This is a genomic window from Zhongshania aliphaticivorans, assembly GCF_902705875.1.
Taxonomy (GTDB): Bacteria; Pseudomonadota; Gammaproteobacteria; order Pseudomonadales; family Spongiibacteraceae; genus Spongiibacter; species Spongiibacter aliphaticivorans_A.
In genome coordinates this window covers 2,659,398-2,677,798 of the sequence record NZ_CACSIK010000001.1, presented here as the reverse complement: position 1 = coordinate 2,677,798, position 18,401 = coordinate 2,659,398, and the positions used below count along the sequence as shown (strand labels likewise).

The window sequence follows — 18,401 nt, the reverse complement described above, 5'->3', positions numbered from 1 at the left end:
AATGCACCATAACTAGTATTAATTTTAAAGTGGTGCTAGCGTACAACCTCAAGTCAACTTTAAGTCAAGGTGCGTTATGGATATTTCTCAGGTGGCGAAACAATCTGGTGTTCCTGCGTCAACGTTACGCTTTTATGAGGAAAAAGGCTTAATACATTCTGTGGGCAGGCAAGGAATTCGCCGAGTTTTTGGGGCCGGTATAATCGAGCGTCTTGCGCTGATTGCATTGGGTCGCGTTGCAGGATTTTCTCTGGAAGAAATAGCTGGAATATTAGGGACTGAAGATAACCCTGAAATTGATCGAGACTTGTTGCTAAGCAAAGCCGGAGAGCTGGATAAAACAATTCAAAAGTTAACCGCAATGCGTGATGGGCTTCAGCATGCTGCAGCTTGTAAAGCACCTAGCCACTTAGAGTGCCCGAGATTTCGTCGTTTAATGAACTTAGCTGCAATTGGGGCGATTAAAAGTGACGACTCAAATAAACTAATAGCGAACAAAGCGTTGCGCGGGACACGACTTTGAAGGCTTGGAGGTCAGAGTTCTGTAAAGGCATTGTAATTAGGTGGGGGAGATCGGCTTAGAATTTGGTTTGACGGTTGTGTAGACCCTGATTACAATGGATTTATTGTAATACAGTTATACATTTTTAGCAGGTTAATGCAGTGTTTTTGGTGCTGTGCTGCTAAGTGAATAAAGATAATAGAGACTCTAAACGATGACTGAATTGGTCACGGTGACGATTAAAAACCACATAGCAGATGTGCGCCTGAATCGCCCAGAAAAAATGAATGCGATTACCATAGAGCTGATGCATGCCTTGGTTGCGGCAGCGGAATCAATTAAATCGAATCGATCAGTTCGCGTGGCGGTGATATCCGGCGAGGGCAGGGCCTTTTGCGCTGGTTTAGACCTGAGTAACTTCGCCGATGATAAGGACGCTCCGAATCCCTTCATCAATAGCAACGGCAGCTATCCCAACGAAGCGCAGGCGTCGGCGTATTGCTGGAAGCAACTGCCTGTTCCCGTTATTTGTGCGCTTCATGGCGTTGCCTTTGGCGGCGGCCTACAAATCGCCTTGGGCGCAGACATACGCATTGCTCATCCTGAAACTCGGCTGTCGGTAATGGAAGTGAAATGGGGGCTGGTTCCAGATATGTCGGCAACCCAAACGCTGCGCGATCTGGTACGTATTGATGTGGCAAAGGAGCTGACTTTTACGGGGAGAGTTTTTTATGCCGATGAAGGTGCGAGCCTAGGCCTTGTTACCCGCCTCAGCGATACCCCCTTTGAAGATGCTTATAAAATTGCTGAAGAAATAGCGAGTAAAAACCCTGATGCCGTTTGTGCGGCCAAGCGCCTCTACAACGACAGCTGGCATGGTGACGATCGCAAGGGTCTACAGATGGAAGAAAAGCTCCAAGGCGAGTTGATGATGTCTGAAAATCAAATTGAATCGGTCCGTGCTGGTATGGAAAAGCGCGCCGCAAACTTTAAAGATCGCCGCTAGGGCTTTTAAGTTCTGGGCAATACTAATTAGAAATGGAGAAGTTTATGTCTGATCAACAGCCAGTCCTAACAGAAGTGTCTGATGGGGTGATGCTTATTACCCTAAACCGTCCCGAAAGTCTAAATGCGATTTCTGCGGGTTTGACCGCTGGGCTGATCGCCGCCATGAAACAGGCAGACCAAGATGATAGCGTAAAGGCGATTGTGCTGACGGGGGCGGGGCGGGCTTTCTGTGCAGGCGTTGATCTGAAAGAAATCAGCGGTGCCGGTGAAGGTAATGTTTTGGACAACGATAAAGAGTTTGTTGCTGCATTTGCCAATTGTAGAAAGCCGCTTATTGGTGCGATCAACGGAATAGTTGTGACTGGCGGATTAGAAATGGCGATGTGTTGCGACTTCCTTTACGCTTCTAGTACAGCTCGATTTGGTGATACCCATGCCAAAGTGGGTGTTATGCCAACATGGGGTATGTCACAAAGACTTTCCCGCCTGGTAGGGATTAATCGGGCGCGGGAAATGAGTTTGTCAGGTCAGTTGATTGATGTGCAAACTGCCTTTGACTGGGGTATGGTTAATAAAATCTGCAGTCCAGATAGCTTGTTAGAAGAGACCATGGAAAAGGCGAAACAAATCGCCGCTAACCGGACCTCTGCGGTGATGGGTATTCGCAAATTAATGAACAATGGTTGGGCCACCACCCTTACTGAAGGCTTGAGCTTTGAAGATGCTTGGTCACGGCCGCACAATAATGAGGTGGATTTTTCGGAAATGAATGACAGATTGAGTCAGGTCTCAAAATCGAATCGCTAGATCAAGAGGCGTGCCGTAAGGTGGTGTGGATTAAATGCCAACACTAAAAGAGCATTTTAAATCCAGTTGGATTCAAGTACTTCCTGAGGAAATTCGCTCGGAATTTCGTTCCAAAATGAGTTCTATTGACTTAAAAAATGGACAGGTGCTCTATAGCAAGGGCGATTTCTTGGCCGGGATTTATGAGATCCGCTCGGGCAGTATTAAACTCAGTGCTTTTGGTTTTAACGGCAATGAGATGGTGCTGAATATCTGTCACCCGCCGACTATCATTGGTGATCTTTACGTTATCACCAATTCAAAAAGCCTTTTCACTGCAACATCTATGGCGAAATCTGAATTAGGGATTTTGCCTCGAGAAAGCTTTGATCAGCTGCGTGCAAAATATCCTGCCGTCAATGAGCTTCTGCTTAAAGCTGCCAGTTACCGGCAGTTTTGGCTCTACCAATTTCTGCAGGATTTGTCGGTTTTAGATATTGAAGCCAGGCTGGCTGGACGATTACGCGACCTGGCGTTCTCGATGGGGGAAAAAATTAGTGACGGAGCCTTTAAGTTGGCGCTTAAACAGGATGACTTGGCTAATATGCTCGGTGTTACTAGACAAACCGTTAACCAGTTACTGAAGCGTTGGGAAGAGGCCGAGATAATCGAGTTGGTTTACAGGGGGGTAAAAATTCGAGATATCGGTCGTCTTATCGCGCTGGCTGATAGCAATAGAGAATCCAGTAAGCCGCAAGGTTTATAATGGGAATGCTGTTTTTAGCGTGACGAAAAAATAAAAAAAACCAATAAAACAGATAAAAAATTAATTGAATGATCGCAGTCTCAATGATTGTTGTGTTCCGGCATGGTGGTTAATGTCGCTTTGATCCGTTTAGGTGATGGGGTTGAAATAATTTAAGCAATTGTCGGCTAGCCGATATTCCCAGATTACCAAGGGTTTAAAATAACGACATACCATCAATAAATGAATGACGTCCTAAAGGTTCATATTATGCAGCTCCCCGTAGAAACACCCTATAACGCAAAAACGACAGCTCAAGAAGTAGCAAGCCATTACGATCTCACCGGAAAGATAATGATAGTTACCGGTGCAAATACTGGGCTGGGTAAAGAGACTGCGCGGGTTTTGGGGGGCTCTGGCGCTACCGTGATTTTAACAGTTAGGGATAAGCAGGTGGGTCTGCAAGTGGCTCAAGAGCTAAGCACGTCTACCGGTAAAGACAACTTTATTGTTGAAGAGCTGGATTTGTCTTCCAAGCCGAGTATTCGGGCTTTTGCAGCACGTATCAATGAACGTTATACACAGCTAGATGTACTGATTTCTAATGCCGGGATTATGGGCGTGCCCAAAAAGTTGATTGATGGCCTAGAGTCCCAGATGGCGGTCAACTACTTGGGGCATATGTTGCTTTCCGCACTATTATCTCCTTTGCTGAAAAAGACACAAAACGCTCGAGTGATCACCTTGACGTCGATTGCCCATCAAATTTCCGATATCAACTTTGACGATTTTAATTGCGAGAAAAAGGATTACATTCCAATGGTTGCCTACGGGCGATCTAAAACCGCTAGCAGCCTTTTGTCTATTGCTTTACACACTCGGCTGCAAAAATACGGAGTGACTTGTTTAGCGGTTCATCCCGGTGTGATCCATGAAACTGGGCTGACCCGCAGCATGGATGAGAAAGGGATCGCCCAGATTGCTGCTGTCGCCGAGGGCACCGATAAAACCATAGCCAGTGGCGCGGCCACAAGCGTATGGGCAGCGTTGAGCGAGGAGTTACAAGATAAAGGCGGTTTATATCTTGAAGACTGTAAAGTGGCAGAATTGGTGGAAAAACCAAACTTTGTTAGCGGGGTGCTGCCTCACGCGCTGAGTGTTGAAATTGCTGACCAGCTTTGGGCGCAAGCCGAGCAGTGGTTAGGTGAGCGCCTAGATATTGAGTAGAAAAATATCAATATAGGGTCTGATAAATTTCTAAGTACATAATAATTATTAGAGCCGCCAATAATAAAAACTAACAATCTAGTTAGCGATTAAATCACGTTATTTATTCTGTAGTCGATATGCCTACAAGCTTGGCTGAGCTTAAAAAATGACGCATCAAAAGAATGCCTTACTAAGGACTGCATCATGAGTGATAGAACCAGTGTTTCAGATGAGCGGATTAATAAATTAAAGGCACGCGCTAAAAAAATTATTGCGCAAGATCCCAGTGTTCTTAAGTTTATGCCGGATAAAGCCGTTATTGATGAAGCACTAAACCCGGAGCTATCACTTGTAGAAAAAATTGAAGTGCTTTTTTCCCGTTATGCTGAGCGTCCAGCCTTGCAGGAACGTGCTTATAACATTGAAAAAAATGCCAGCACGAATAAGCATTACCGAAACTATCAGCAGGCCTTTGCCGGCGTCACATTTCGTGAGCTTCAGCAGCGCATTCACAACCTAGCCTGTGCTTGGCAGCACAGCAAGGAACACCGTGTAAAACCAGACGATATGGTCTTTATCATTGGCTTTGCCAGTATTGACTATCAGCTAATTGATATCGCTACGCTGTACGCTCAAGCGGTGACCGTGCCAATGCAAAGCATGACCTCGGGTAGCGATTTAGACGAAACCATTGCAAATATTAATCCCGTCACGGTTTTTGCCAGTGTGGCCGACTTAAAAGTGGCTGCAGAACACACAATTCGTCACGGTGGTATTAAGAGTCTTGTTGTTTTTGATTTCGAGCCCCGCGACGATGCAGACCTGCAAATATACCGCGAAGTTGAGACATTGATTGCCGATTCCGGTTTACCGATTTCCTTGACGTCGCTGCAAGAGTTACTTGAATTGGGTAAATCTAAAGCTTGGCAACCTTTGCCAATACACCCACTAGGGGAAGATAGGCTGGCGGGAATTCTGCATTCGTCTGGCAGTACCGGTAAACCCAAGGGAGCAATGCTTTTAGAGAAATCTATGAAGCGAATGTGGGAAAACCTGCTAAAAGCTCCTGCCATATATCCACAAATTTCTGTGTGTTATGCGCCGTTAAATCATATTCTTGGCCGTTCTATGCCGGTTTATTGTTTAACCGCTGGTGGTCTTTGTAGCTTTACTTTAAAGCCTGATATGTCGACCTTGTTTGAGGATGTTAGGCTGACTAATCCCTCTCGCCTTAGTTTCTTTCCCCGAGTATTTGAGCTGATCTATCAGCATTATCAGAATGAAGTGGCTAAGCGAGTCCGCGAGGGCGAAGATGAGGCGTCAGCGGCGGCAGACGTGAAGGCTGATATGGGCGAGAATTTCCTCGGTAATCGTCTTCTCAGTGGGATGGTGGGCGGTGCACCGACATCTCCAGCCGTTCGTGAGTTTATGGCAGAGTGTTTTGAGTTTCACTTGATCGATGGCTATGGCAATACCGAATCCGGCAGTGGCAGTATTTCATTGAATGGCAAAATTCAGGAAAACTCAGTGTCAGAGTATAAATTGCGCAACGTTCCTGAGTTGGGTTATTACACCTCTGACAAGCCATACCCAAGGGGAGAGCTTTGCTATAAAAGTGAGGTTGGCATCGCCGGCTATTACAAAGATCCCAAAGCGACGGCAGGCTTGTTTGATGAAGATGGATTTTCATTAACCGGTGACATTGTTGAGGAGATTGGTCCCGGCGAAATAAGAGTTGTCGACCGCGTTAAGGACGTGCTCAAGTTGTCTCAGGGCGAGTATGTTGCGCTTGGCGCATTACAGACAAAGTACGAAAGCGGCAGCGCTGCAATAAAACAGATTTTTCTCTACGGTAATTCTCTGCAGGCTTATTTACTGGCTGTTGTTGTGCCCGATCTCGACGCGGTGGCCTCACTGATTGGAGTCAATGCCACTGATGCTGACCTCAAGGCCTTGCTGCGCCGCGAAATGGCCCGAGTCGCGAAAGAAAAAGACATTAAAAGCTTTGAGCTTCCCCGTGACTTTCTCATCGAGTTAGAACCTTTCTCGCAGGAAAACGGCTTATTATCCAGTGTGAGAAAACGCCTGATGCCTGCACTCAAGAAAAAGTACGGCCAGCGCTTGGAGGCGATGTACGAGGCAGATGGTAGCCAGCGGGACGAGGCAATGAAGCGCCTTAAGGATCCCGGTAGCAATATGACGACGGCAGAGAAAGTCAGCGAAACCTTAAAGGTGACTCTCAATATTGAGAGTATTACGGCTGACAGCGACGGCAATTTTACTGACCTTGGCGGTGACTCTCTGGCAGCGGTCTCGTTTTCACTTACATTGGAAGAAGTTTTCGGGGTTAATCTGCCAGCGGATCTTATCTTGAGTCCGACTGCCGATATAGCGCGCTGGTCGGCGATGATCGACAAGGCGCTGAGTGGTGATGGTGGTGTGAGCTTTGAGTCAATACACGGTAAAGATGCAAAAGAAATTTTTGCTTCTGACTTGAAGCTCAACCGATTTTTAAGTGAAGAGGACCTAGTAAGTGCCAGTACTTCTAAGCCGATGGTTGACGAAGAGAAAGTGTTTCTACTGACTGGCGCAAATGGTTTTCTTGGCCGCTTTGTGTGTATGGAATTGTTACAAAAAGCAGCTGCCGTGGGTGGTAAGGTTGTGTGCTTAATACGGGCTCAAGATGACGCAAGTGCTCGCCGCCGGCTTGACGCGGTTTTCAGTACAGATGCAGCACTGAATAAGGATTATTCAGATTTGGCGAGCAAACACCTTGAAGTGCTCGCGGGTGATGTGGGTGAGCCTGATATGGGGCTAGACAAAAACACCCATCGCCGATTGACCCAAGAGCTTGACCGTATTGTCCACGTGGCGGCCTTGGTGAATCACATGATGACTTATCAAAACTTCTTTTACGCGAATGTGGTGGCGACAGCAGAAATTATCAGGCTGGCGCTATTGAGCAAAAGAAAGCCAATTGATTTTGTGTCCTCCGTGGCTGCCAATGCCTATTTAGATGTCAGCAATGGCTTTAATGAAGACGCCCCGCTCCGTGAGTGTGTAAAACTGACTGATTCCTACGCGGCAGGCTATGGGATTAGCAAGTGGGCAGGGGAGGTCTTGCTTCAGGACGCCCATGCGAATTTCGGTATTCCCGTTAATGTTTTCCGTGGCGACATGATGTTGGCGCATGATCGCTATGGTGCTCAAATCAATACGGATGACATGTTCACCCGCTTGTTATTCAGTGTGATTGAAACGGGCTTGGCACCGCGCTCATTTTATCAGTTAGATGATAAGGGGCAGCTCCAACAAGGCCACTATAACGGTTTGCCGGTTAATATTGTGGCACAGACTGTGACGGCTGGGCGCAAGCTAAACACCGATGGCTACAAGAACGTGTATATCTCAAATTACCATTACGACGATGGCTGCTCCCTTGATGCCTTTGTCGACTGGATTGAGGCGGAAGGCTATAGCATCACTCGTATTGATGACCATCAGGAATGGGTGCAGCGCTTCGAGCAAAAACTTAAGTCATTACCCGAGGAGCGTAAGCAGCATTCAGTTATCGCATTGATGAGCGCGTTCCATATGCCGTACCCAGCACATCATTTCGGTTCTGACTGCGACAATTTCCAAACGCTAATGCCTGATATCCCACACCTTGATCAGCGATTTATACAAAAGTGTATTCGCGATATGAAAGCACAAAATTTGCTTGCTTAAGTGATAATCAGCTACAAGTGGAAATGCTCTCATTTGGGAACTCGAAAGGTGTAGTGTTTTGGCTTTCAGTCCGACTAAATTCCTCGCAAACTTCCACGAGCGAGGTAAGTCAGTGGCAAGGCGTATCATGATAGGGGCTTCTGGGTATCGCTGCTTTTTAGTACCTTTTTCAAGGAAGAATATTATTGAGATCGTCGACAAAGCGATCGAGTTGATCGTGATGCAGCCAATGTCCGGCATTGGCATAGCTGATAACCTCGGCGTTGCGGAAATAGCCTAGACGGCCGTCGCTGGCGGGGTTGCCGGCCCAACTGTCTTCGCCCCACATTAGCCACGTTGGGCAGGTGATAGCTCCCCAAATGGCATGCAGCTCGTCTGAGGGTAAGTCGAGGGGTAAGAAGGCATTCAGGTGATAGTCAAATTTCCAGCTGTAGCTTCCGTCTTCGTTTTGGTTAACACCGTGCCAGGTTAAATGCATCACCTGCTCGTCAGATAACTGCTGATTTGCCGCCTTCATACGTTGATAGGCATCGTCTAAACTCGAGTAGCACTTCGGCCCTTTAGCCGTGATTTTTTGCTTATGTTCGATCCATTCCCGCAAGCGATCTGGCAAGGGTTTGTCTTCAACAAGGCCATCTTCTGGGCTTAGTGGCCGCAAGCCTTCAATGGCTACTAATTTTTCAACATTATCGGGATAAAGCCCGGTATACCTCAGGGCCATCGCGCCACCCATGGAGTGGGCCACAATCCTGACTTTTTTATCGCCGCTTAAGTTTTGTATTAGCTGTGCCAAGTCATAAACAAATGCGCTTGATGAGTAATTTCCGTCGGGAGACCAGGCACTATCGCCATGCCCCCGCCAGTCGGGCGCAATAACGTGCCAGTCTTTGCTCAGTCGCTCGGCAACCCAGTCCCAGCTGCGGCAGTGATCTTTGCCGCCATGTATTAGCAACAGTAGCGGAGCGTCGGTGTTGCCCCAGTCGGTATAGTGCAATTTTAAACGCTGTGATACAAAATAATGAGAAGTAGGGTAATTCAACGGTATTCACCTAATGTTGCTTAATATATGTGGCTGAATTTGCCAGAGAATCCAATAGCCGCCATTAAACATAAAATCTTGGCCTGTGTGCCCCACTACTGGCAGCACTCATAATATAGACTGCAATGGCGGGGAAGTCAGAACCGAGGCCTAATCGATGCGCCGGTATTCCTAGCATCCTATTTTTGTAAATGCTTATGTTGAAAATGATTTTCGGGAGCATTTTATGCACCGGTGATCGCTGTTAATACGCTCATTGTTGCGTCCATGTAGTACAGCGCAATCAGTAACATCGGTAATGCGAATACTACCAGTACGCCGATAGCCATTTTTAATCCTCTACCCACCGACAAAAAATTAGTCAGTGAGGCACCCAGCATAACGCAGAACAAGATTGCTGAAGCGATGCCGGCTGCAGCGGGAATCCAGATGCCCGCTATCAGCGCTGGGCCACAGATAATTTCTACGCTACCGGATACGTAAGCGAGGACATAGGGTATACGCATACTATCGAATTCTTCGATAAAATGCGGGTGCCGGCTAAGTTTCAGTGCGGCAGCTCCCGTGAAAAAAATGCCAAATAGAACGAGTGCCACGTAGCTTAAATATATCATCGCGATAAACCTTATTAGTTATTAAGTGCTTCGTTGAAAAAAAATTACCTTGTGAGTGCCAGCTACTCTAGCGGCGCTCCGCGAGGCATTTCGAGAATATCTCGTAACAGTTTTAATTTGTCCGCGCCGATACGCTCGGCGAGTACTTTTTCTATCTCGTTTAGTGATTCTAAAGCACAAAGGACAATCCGCTTACCTTCCTCGGTTGGCTCAATGACCTTTGCGCGTTTGTCGTCGGGGTCGGGTGTCAGCTCAAGAAATCCTAGGTTAACGAGTTCGTTGACGCTGCGGTTGACAACTTGTCTGCTGACGCCGCCGTGCCGAGCGATGTCTGCGGTGCGAATCAGGCCGTAATCTATACACGTGAGAACTTGGGATTGCAGGCGCGTAATATTTGGCCAACCATTTTTTTTCAGTAAATTTTGTAGGCTGTCATCGACCCAATAGAAAGCATTCAAGGTGAGAGGTAGCAGACTGGCTGGGGGTGGAGAATCCAATAACTTTTGGAAAGCCTCTTCGGTTATATTGTCCTTAGCGCGTTTATTGGTGCGGGCCATATCTTGAGTCCTGTTTCGGTGTACAACCTAGGGCGGTGTGTAAGCCTGGTGTTTGATTCGGTATTCTTGAAACAGATCTATCTTGACAGGCCTGTGTAAAGAAGCGGGTATCTTGATTCATGTATAAGTAGTGATTTAGAGCTATTAAAGAACGCGTTCGTACAGGGCTTTCTTTGAGTAGCTTTTTGTGTAATTTGTCCTGCAGATTATATCGCTGAGCTTACGCCCGAGCCTAGGCGCGGGCGTAAGCTATTGCAGGGGTCACGGTAAAGCCTGCAATATTACAAGATATAATAGTAGCTTGGCGATAGCGTTTGTAGCGCTAACTTTTGGCTGGCCACTAGCTATGAACTGTGCGCTATGATTATGTAACCGTAGGATTTTCCTCCTTAGCCCACTCGAGAATTTTTCGGCGTATTTGCACACCGGCTTTATCACCGGCGATATTGATTTCCTTGTAGTCAGTTGTGTCTTCGCTCAGCAAGTGTTGCATGTGCTTGACGGCGTAAACGTCTTCTTCAAACGCTGTGCTGAACAGTTGTTGCATCAAGGCGATAACATCGGGGTCTGGCGCCAAGTAGTCTGCGGTCACAGAGTACCAGTAGTGGCAGCTATTATGTTTTTCGGGCGTGAGGTAGTGGTTGATATACATATTATAGCTTTCGGGCTGGCCTGGTGCCGGGGTTTTCACCTGCAACACATTGGAGCCTAGCCAAACGCCTGGAGAATGCGTGATACCGCCGTTTTTGTTCACGAGTTCGCTATCCCCGACGGCGGCCTGTTGTTCTGGTGAAAGTTCGGCCTTTAGGACTTCAGCGTTGTTCAGAATCCGATAGCAACCAGTAACACCATTGATTTCTGGGTACTCTAGGGGCAGCTTGAGGAAGGAATCATCTAATAGTTTGTTGTCTGCGCCAAAGGTATTGGCGTGTAAGAATGTGAAGTGGGTGAGATCGTTCAGGTTTTCCTGCATAAGCAGATAATTGCCTTCCAGATATTTGACGCCGTGGAAAGACAGGTAGTTGGGATTTTCAAGATAATCGAGGTTGGGTAATTTACTTTCGTCGGCATTTTCTGGATTACCCATCCAGATAAACACGAAGGGACCGGCTTCTTTGGTGGGGTATTTTCGTAGCTTGCCGCTGGGACATTGGGTTTGGCAGGGAACGTTGTTGATTTCCCCTTCAGGTGAATACTCTATGCCGTGGTAGCCGCAGACAATATTATCGCCCTTCAGTTTACTTTCAGCTAGGGGAAAGGAGCGGTGCAGGCAGCGGTTTTGCAAAGCCACCAGATCGCCAGCTTCGGTGCGGTAGAACACAATCGATTTTTCCAACAGGGTTCGGCCAAGGGGTTCGCGGCTGAAGTCTTCACTGAGCCCGGCCACATACCAGTGCTCATACAACAAGGGCAGATTGATGTAGCTTTGGGTGTCGCGGACGATGGTTTTCAAATCACTCATGTTATTGCCTCTCTTTATTAGGATTATTTGGATAGCTTTAAATGTTTGATCAAAACTAAATTAATTTTGGCCGATGGCGGTTTTAGTTTGAGCCACATCTTTCATTGCCGCTGAGGAATTGAGTCCATAGGCCATCAATGAAGAACGTAGTGCATTGCATATGTCGTTTGCGTCGCTACCGGCATCAAAAATGTAATAGTCAGGTCGAAGTAACAGCACGTCGGCCTTATTGTCGTTCAAATATTTCGTTAGTACGCCGCTACTGTCTTCGATATCCGTACCGATGATGAGCGTGACACCGCCGAGTGTTGATTGCAGCCACTCCACCGCATCGCCGTTAAGTGCTTGACGTGAAATCAGGGTGAAGCGCTCTTTTACTATTTCATCAATCAAAACCGTGTTTCCAGCCGAATTTGTTAACACCGGTGGGAAAAAACGTGCGCCGGCGAGAGGGTGGGTTTTGCCAATCAAACCATCTTTGTAAGGCTCAATATCCGACATTCTGGTGGTTAATAAGTAGGCAAGCTTGTTGCTAAGTCGGCCAATCATAAAGCTTAGATTGCGAGCTAGAATCTCACGTTTGCTAGAGGTGCTGAGCATCAGTCCGCGCTTGGTAGCGCCATTGATCATGTGGGCGCAATTCTCCCAACGCTCGTCTTGATAGGTATCTAAAAAAGATTCATTGACCAAGCCATTCAATACCATGTCGAGCTTTATCGATAAGCTGGCGGCATCCCGTATTCCCATGTTCAAACCTTGGCCCGCGAACGGTGAAGTTTGGTGGGCGGCATCACCGGCCAGAAATACACGACCTTTTCGCCATTGGTCAGGCATGCCTGCGTAAAATTTATAGGGCTGGCGACGAATTATTTCTATGTGGCGGGGATCGACATCGATGTACTCAGCTATCAGCTTATGGGCATCGTCTTCGCTGAACGCTAGTGCCGCTTCTACGCTGGGCTGCTCAAAGTCCATGCGGATATGGCCGTGTCGGCCTTTAACAACGACCACCGCGGCATTGGGTTCGCAGGTGAAGGCGCTGCCTTCACGAAAGGCATTCCACCAGTCTCGGTCATGGATAATGAGGTCCATCACGATCCAGTCGCGACTGTAGTTCAAGTCAACGCGATTGGCATTGAGGTATTTTCTGCAGGTGCTCGCTCCCCCGTCGGCACCGACAAGATATTGAGCTGAAAATGACTGCTCTTCGCCGGTGTCGAGATTCTTCGCTTGTAGGCTGGCGTGTTGCCCTTCGCCGTCAACGCTTAGCACCTCGTAGCCAAGAAAGGCGTCTACACCAGGGCCCTTTTTAAACTCCTCACGCAGCATCGCCTCAAGCGCGGGTTGATGAAACATCACCGGCTCGTAACCCTGCTCAGGGTCGCCAAGTGATGAGATTTCCATCAGCATCTTCTTCTTTCCCGATACAAAGCGATGGTGGTGAAAGGGTACGGCGTCTTTTTCCATTAAACGATGATACAGTCCCATACCGTTAACAATGCGGCAGCTTTCCATGTCCATCATCATTGCGCGGGGTGCGTGGAATATATCTTTGTCTCTATCGAAGATAGCGACTTTGTGGCCTTTGGCATTGAGCAAATTGGCGAGAATGGCGCCGGAAGGGCCGCAGCCAACTATGAGTACATCGTATTTATTTTCAACAGTCATAATTATTTCCGATTAGTTTCTATCATGGACCACTAAGGTCGATTTGCGTTTAAAAGGCACCGAAGTTCCATTGTCCGGATAGCGCAAAAGTACGCGGTGGCGCCAAGTTGCCTATGGTCTGGCGTGTTGCCAGCACGCCGGGTGAGGCAAAATTTAAGGTTGTCTCATCACTGAGATTATAGCCGGCCAGTGTGATAAACCATTTTTCGTCTACGCTAGAGACGCGAACACTTGCGTTGTATTTGGTGTATGCCTCTTGAATGGTTGAGGGCTGTAATGATGCGTCAAGAGCGACGTCATCAGAGTAAATGATGTCCAGCCGTGAGCTGACAAAAAAGGTGTCTGAAAAGAGATGAGAGTAGGATAAATAAACCGAACCACTCCATTCTGGCGCTTGATCCAAGGTGTCGCCGGTGCCGTCTCGTCCACCGCCGTTGCGTGCTTCGCACTCTGCGTTCCAGTCGCCTTGGTTACCGGGGCAGGGCGCATCGGGGAAGTCCAAATAGGTGGCGTCCAGGCGCGCAATATTACCGCCGATCAATAGTGATTCGGTGGCAACGAAGGTAAGCTCGATTTCAACGCCTTGAGTCACAGCACCCTCGGCATTGTCGGTGATCAGTTCTGAGCCATTAAAGTTAGCGACTTGTAGGTCATCGAATTGGGTGCGGAATATGGCGGTATTGGCTCTAAGACGTCGATCAAAGAGCTCTAGCTTGCCGCCTATTTCGTGGCTGGTGGCAGTTTCGGGTCTAAATCCAAACTCGTCGGGATTGCCGGTGATGTCCGCTGCGTCGAAGCCACCTGCCTTGGTGGCTCTGGCGTGGGTGTAGTAGAACATGGTGTTGTCTGACGGGGTCCATTGCAGGTTTACCGTGTAGTCAGTATTGGCTTCTTTAGAGGTCTGAAATGGTAAGGTATAGGCTTCGTATCCCAAGAGGCTTGCCATTGTTGTGCGAGTGAGACCTTCAACAATAACAAGATTATCAGATTGGTCGTCGTTGCTGCCGTAGCGCGTGATAATTTGGCTTGCGCGGCCCAGCTTTTCTTCGAAGGTACGGCGTATTCCAGCGGTGAAACTCAATTGCTCATTTATATTCCAAGTGCCTTGGAAGAAGGCGGATTTTGATTCGGTGGGTTCCTCGTATAATGAGTTTACTGAGACCTGCAGTCCAGGTAGTAATAGCAAATCAAAATCGAAGCGCCAGTTGGGTTGGTAGAACCATCTATCAACATAGAATAGGCCTGCTACATATTCAAATGTGCCGCCCACGGGAGAGGCGATACGCAGCTCGTGGGAGGTTTGCTCGAAGAATTCATCGCTGTAGAGTTGGACAAAGTTGGAGGCTGAAAAATCAGCATCTGTGTCATTCTTTTTCTCATATTCTGAATAACCGCTGAGCCAGGTCAATTCGTGTTCGCCCACCATACCGGTTAATTTAAACGTATAGCTGTCAGAGATAAGCCGTCGGCCGTCAGCTTTGTTACTGTAAGTGGTTTCATTGGCTGTGTAGTCCTCGCCTGCGGCGTCTTGCTGCGCGTATATCGTTTCAGCGATGAGATCTAGCGCGATTGGAGGGGCCGCAGAGCCAGTTGGCGCGCTTGCTGGTGCGTCGGCGTCGTAATCCACTAGTTGAAGGTTGCTGCTTTCGTCATTCTGGTCCGCGTGCTCAGCCTTAAAAAATATCGATATATGGTCACTTAAATCCCATTTAAAGCTTAGGCGGAATACCTCATTGTCGGCATTCATGCCGTCGGTATCTTGCACGGGGTTTTCCAAATAACCACCGGTGGTTTGTTTTTTGGCAATGAACCTTGCACCTAGCTTGTCAGTTAGCGGTAAGTTAATGACCGTCGTAACGTCGTGTTGTGAGAAGGAGTTGTAACCGGCATTCACATAGCCCCCAAACTCATCGCCGGGTTTTTGGGTAATAATACTAATCGCGCCAGCGACGCTGTTTTTGCCGAATAGCACGCCTTGCGGGCCACGTACCACTTCCACAGACGCAACGTCTAAAAAAGGTACCTGAAATTGCGCTGCGCGACCGGCATAGATACCGTCTATATACAAGCCAACAGACTGTTCAAAGCTGGGTGTGCCAGTCCCCGAGCCGATTCCTCGCATAACAATTTTTTTGTCATCGGGCGATGATCCCATATTTAAATTGGGAATCATCTCTGACATGCTTTCTAAATTGGTCAGGCCGTTTCTTGCAAGGGATTCCGCGGACATGGCCGTAACGGAAATAGGTACATCTTGAGCACTTTCTGCGCGCTTCTGGGCCGTTACTATTACCTCTTCTAATTGAGGGGCGGCAATGGCCGGAGGTATTGTTAATAACAGCAGGTTCGTTAACGCTAGCTTACATCGAGTTAGTTTCATCATTTGCTCACCTTTATTATTTTTGGGTTTTCTCTACTAATTTATGTTTTAAAACTTAGGAATTTATATTTATTATTTCTAATCATTAGCCAGTTACTTGGGAAATATTGGCCATAAAAAAGCAAGGTGTTACATCTATAATTTATATCGCCGACGGCATAGATTGAGCGACCCAGTATCTGAGCATCGTAGTTGTAAGTTGTCTTGCCTATTGAGAGCGTTCACCGGGGTTGGTATTGAGCTCTTATATAGATCGGTATTGATTATTTTGTCATCTATGATGCTTATATTGTCACCAATGCTTACTATATGTCAACGCTGGATTGAGCGTTTTTTTGTAAAGCAATTATCTTGAAGTAAAACTATTGTCCATGATGAGATCCGCTCGAATCTGCTCCCATTACGTCCTAAAAGGCGGTAACGCTATAGGCGAGTTGTGTTTCAAACACCTTCTCGGAAACTTTGTGGAGGGCGTAAAGTAAGAGCAGATTAAAAGCTTGTGATTAGCGCTCAACAGCACGCGGAGAGTATTCTGGGTGTGGCAGTATTGCTTATTGATGGGGTGTCTGAAGATAAGCACGGGGGCTAGATTTAGGGAATAGGACGCCTTTCAACTATGAAAATACGGGTAATTGTGCGATTGTATTACTATATGTCATACTTGCGGGGAGTGGTGGGTTATATCTATTCTGAGGTGTATAAGATTTATAATAGTTAAAGCATAGAAAGAGCTAAATCATACTTAGAATAAGACGAGAAGGGGCCGCTTGCTCGAGCATACTCGAGACTGACGACCGTACACCAAATAAAGTGCACTTCGTGTAAATTTTATTTTCATGATTCTATAATTGAAAATCTTGGTTAGGATAATATGTTGAAATTTAGCTGGAAAAAGATCTTACTCCTTGTTTTTATCCTAGCTGCGGTCGTCGCTATTTTTCAAATAATGGTTAAACCCCAAAGCGGTGAAGAAGCATTACCAAAAGTCCCCTCACCAAGTAGCCCCGTATCTGACGTTGAGAATAAACCCAATATTGTCATTGTTGTTGCCGATGACCTCGGCTACACCGATTTGGGTAGTTATGGCGGCGAAATCGAAACGCCCAACCTTGATAGCATCGCCGAAAGCGGCGTACAGTTTTCGCAGTTTCATGTTGGCGCAGCATGTTCACCCAGTCGCGCAATGCTAATGACGGGTGTGGATAACCACCTCGTTGGCCTTGGGGTATTTAATGAGAAAACCATCGCATCAAATCAAAAAGGCATTCCTGGCTATGAGGGAAAATTAAACAAAAGCGCCGCATCATTGAGCGAAGTTTTTCTCGACTCTGGCTACCATACCTACATCTCAGGGAAGTGGCATCTAGGCTATGACGCAGAAAGTAGCCCACCAGCGTTTGGTTTTCAGCGCTCATTTGTACAATTAGAAGGTGGGGCAGGTCATTTCAACGAATTACCGGTGCTCCCTTTCCAGCGCAAAGCGAACTACCGCGAAGATGGCCGACGAGTCAGCTTGCCAGAAAATTTCTATTCTAGTGATTTTTACACCGATAAGCTCATTAGCTATATTGATCAAGACAACTCATCAACACGCCCATTTTTCGCCATTCTCGCTTACACCGCACCGCACTGGCCCCTGCAAGCCAAAAAAGAGACGATTGATAAATATGAAGAAAAATATAAATTGGGCTATGAGCGCTTAGCCCAGCAACGGATTCAGTCTCTTGTCGAAAAAGGCCTCTTGGATAAACCCTCAGAAGCTCAGCCCTATATAAACGATGACCTGCAGCGATGGGACAGCCTCACAGAAGAAGAACAGCAATACGAAGCGCGGCGGATGGCTGTTTACGCAGCCATGATCGACGATATGGATAACGCGTTTGGTCGATTTGTGTCGCATCTAAAGGAAGTAGAAAAATACGATAACACGCTCTTTGTTTTTCTTTCTGACAATGGCGCAGAAGGTCACCAAATGGACTTTATGGCGTCGTTAGTTGAGCTGAGCACGCTATTCGGTATTGAGTGTTGCGATAACAGTTACGAGAATATCGGTGAGGCAAGCTCCTTTATTGATTTGGGACCACATTGGGTCCGCGCTTCAATCGGGCCGCATCGAATTTACAAGGGATTTCCTACTCAAGGGGGGATAATCGCCCCCGCGTTTATTAGTGGTAATGGGGTTGAAAAGAATAAGAAATTCCACGAATTTGCCAGTGTAAAAGATGTCTTTCCAACTTTGCTTGAATACGCAGGCATAGAAAACCACGGTAGTTTCTATGGCGGGCGCAAAGTGCATCCGTTGGAAGGTGTGTCCATGCTGGAGATGTTATCTGGACAAAGCGACACGGTTCATAATGACAAAGAGATGATGGGCTGGGAGCTCTTTGGAAAACATAGCGTACGTTTTGGCGAATGGAAGCTGTTAAGAATGCCCCCACCCTATGGAGAAAACCAGTGGGAGCTCTATGATCTTTCGAAAGACCCTTCTGAGGGGAATAATCTCGCAAGCACTGAACCTGAAATGCTGCAGAAAATGATCAAGAAATGGGAAGAATACAAAGACAATGCCAATATCGTTCTACCCGGAAAAATGTGGTGGACATACTAAAAAATAGCTTCATTCAGAGAGGTTGTGCAGCGCCCAAGTTCTTAATTAGCGAGTCGATAGGTTTCAATCAACTGTCGTGACCGGTCATATTATC

Annotated in this window: 13 protein-coding genes; 7 read left to right on the top strand and 6 right to left on the bottom strand. The window is 47.1% G+C overall.

The window, feature by feature from the left end; genetic code table 11:
• The first annotated feature begins 76 nt into the window (after positions 1-76).
• The 6 genes from AELLOGFF_RS12030 to AELLOGFF_RS12005 all read left to right on the top strand — a co-directional run bounded on the left by AELLOGFF_RS12030 (position 77) and on the right by AELLOGFF_RS12005 (position 7,979).
• Entirely contained in the window at positions 77-523 is a 447-nt protein-coding gene (locus tag AELLOGFF_RS12030; RefSeq protein WP_159268967.1) for a helix-turn-helix domain-containing protein, read from the top strand.
• Between the two features lie 193 nt (positions 524-716).
• Positions 717-1,508 carry a crotonase/enoyl-CoA hydratase family protein gene (locus AELLOGFF_RS12025; protein ID WP_159268966.1) on the top strand — a complete coding sequence of 264 codons (792 nt, stop codon included), beginning with the start codon at positions 717-719 and terminating at the stop codon, positions 1,506-1,508.
• A 44-nt stretch (positions 1,509-1,552) separates the two neighbouring features.
• Positions 1,553-2,317 carry an enoyl-CoA hydratase gene (locus AELLOGFF_RS12020; protein ID WP_159268965.1) on the top strand — a complete coding sequence of 255 codons (765 nt, stop codon included), beginning with the start codon at positions 1,553-1,555 and terminating at the stop codon, positions 2,315-2,317.
• Positions 2,318-2,351: 34 nt separating this feature from the next.
• Complete coding sequence (locus tag AELLOGFF_RS12015; protein WP_159268964.1) at positions 2,352-3,062, top strand: Crp/Fnr family transcriptional regulator; 711 nt, start codon at positions 2,352-2,354, stop codon at positions 3,060-3,062.
• Between the two features lie 249 nt (positions 3,063-3,311).
• Complete coding sequence (locus AELLOGFF_RS12010; RefSeq protein ID WP_159268963.1) at positions 3,312-4,268, top strand: SDR family NAD(P)-dependent oxidoreductase; 957 nt, start codon at positions 3,312-3,314, stop codon at positions 4,266-4,268.
• A gap of 186 nt (positions 4,269-4,454) precedes the next feature.
• Positions 4,455-7,979 carry a thioester reductase domain-containing protein gene (locus AELLOGFF_RS12005; RefSeq protein ID WP_159268962.1) on the top strand — a complete coding sequence of 1,175 codons (3,525 nt, stop codon included), beginning with the start codon at positions 4,455-4,457 and terminating at the stop codon, positions 7,977-7,979.
• Positions 7,980-8,148: 169 nt separating this feature from the next.
• On the opposite strand, the gene AELLOGFF_RS12000 is transcribed toward AELLOGFF_RS12005, so the two are convergent.
• From AELLOGFF_RS12000 to AELLOGFF_RS11975, 6 genes are all read right to left on the bottom strand, one after another.
• The gene (locus AELLOGFF_RS12000; protein WP_235035714.1) at positions 8,149-9,018 is read right to left on the bottom strand and encodes an alpha/beta fold hydrolase; all 870 of its coding nucleotides are present in this window, start codon (positions 9,016-9,018) and stop codon (positions 8,149-8,151) included.
• Positions 9,019-9,242: 224 nt separating this feature from the next.
• Positions 9,243-9,632, bottom strand: a complete 390-nt coding sequence (locus AELLOGFF_RS11995) for a DoxX family protein (protein ID WP_159268961.1) — start codon at positions 9,630-9,632, stop codon at positions 9,243-9,245.
• A 62-nt stretch (positions 9,633-9,694) separates the two neighbouring features.
• The gene (locus tag AELLOGFF_RS11990; protein ID WP_159268960.1) at positions 9,695-10,189 is read right to left on the bottom strand and encodes a MarR family winged helix-turn-helix transcriptional regulator; all 495 of its coding nucleotides are present in this window, start codon (positions 10,187-10,189) and stop codon (positions 9,695-9,697) included.
• A gap of 364 nt (positions 10,190-10,553) precedes the next feature.
• On the bottom strand, positions 10,554-11,651 hold the full coding sequence (locus AELLOGFF_RS11985) for an aromatic ring-hydroxylating dioxygenase subunit alpha (protein ID WP_159268959.1): 1,098 nt from the start codon (positions 11,649-11,651) through the stop codon (positions 10,554-10,556).
• Between the two features lie 60 nt (positions 11,652-11,711).
• On the bottom strand, positions 11,712-13,319 hold the full coding sequence (locus AELLOGFF_RS11980) for an FAD-dependent monooxygenase (protein WP_159268958.1): 1,608 nt from the start codon (positions 13,317-13,319) through the stop codon (positions 11,712-11,714).
• Positions 13,320-13,368: 49 nt separating this feature from the next.
• Complete coding sequence (locus AELLOGFF_RS11975) at positions 13,369-15,702, bottom strand: TonB-dependent receptor (protein WP_159268957.1); 2,334 nt, start codon at positions 15,700-15,702, stop codon at positions 13,369-13,371.
• 868 nt (positions 15,703-16,570) lie between these two features.
• Between AELLOGFF_RS11975 and AELLOGFF_RS11970 the strand changes: the two genes are divergently transcribed.
• Complete coding sequence (locus tag AELLOGFF_RS11970; protein WP_159268956.1) at positions 16,571-18,307, top strand: arylsulfatase; 1,737 nt, start codon at positions 16,571-16,573, stop codon at positions 18,305-18,307.
• Positions 18,308-18,401 lie beyond the last annotated feature (94 nt).

Coding starts and splice junctions, on each gene's coding strand:
- AELLOGFF_RS12015 (WP_159268964.1), top strand. CDS start 2,352: ATGCCAACACTAAAAGAGCATTTTAAATCCAGTTGGATTCAAGTACTT.
- AELLOGFF_RS11990 (WP_159268960.1), bottom strand. CDS start 10,189: ATGGCCCGCACCAATAAACGCGCTAAGGACAATATAACCGAAGAGGCT.
- AELLOGFF_RS12005 (WP_159268962.1), top strand. CDS start 4,455: ATGAGTGATAGAACCAGTGTTTCAGATGAGCGGATTAATAAATTAAAG.
- AELLOGFF_RS11995 (WP_159268961.1), bottom strand. CDS start 9,632: ATGATATATTTAAGCTACGTGGCACTCGTTCTATTTGGCATTTTTTTC.
- AELLOGFF_RS11975 (WP_159268957.1), bottom strand. CDS start 15,702: ATGATGAAACTAACTCGATGTAAGCTAGCGTTAACGAACCTGCTGTTA.
- AELLOGFF_RS12020 (WP_159268965.1), top strand. CDS start 1,553: ATGTCTGATCAACAGCCAGTCCTAACAGAAGTGTCTGATGGGGTGATG.
- AELLOGFF_RS11980 (WP_159268958.1), bottom strand. CDS start 13,319: ATGACTGTTGAAAATAAATACGATGTACTCATAGTTGGCTGCGGCCCT.
- AELLOGFF_RS11985 (WP_159268959.1), bottom strand. CDS start 11,651: ATGAGTGATTTGAAAACCATCGTCCGCGACACCCAAAGCTACATCAAT.
- AELLOGFF_RS11970 (WP_159268956.1), top strand. CDS start 16,571: ATGTTGAAATTTAGCTGGAAAAAGATCTTACTCCTTGTTTTTATCCTA.
- AELLOGFF_RS12030 (WP_159268967.1), top strand. CDS start 77: ATGGATATTTCTCAGGTGGCGAAACAATCTGGTGTTCCTGCGTCAACG.
- AELLOGFF_RS12025 (WP_159268966.1), top strand. CDS start 717: ATGACTGAATTGGTCACGGTGACGATTAAAAACCACATAGCAGATGTG.
- AELLOGFF_RS12010 (WP_159268963.1), top strand. CDS start 3,312: ATGCAGCTCCCCGTAGAAACACCCTATAACGCAAAAACGACAGCTCAA.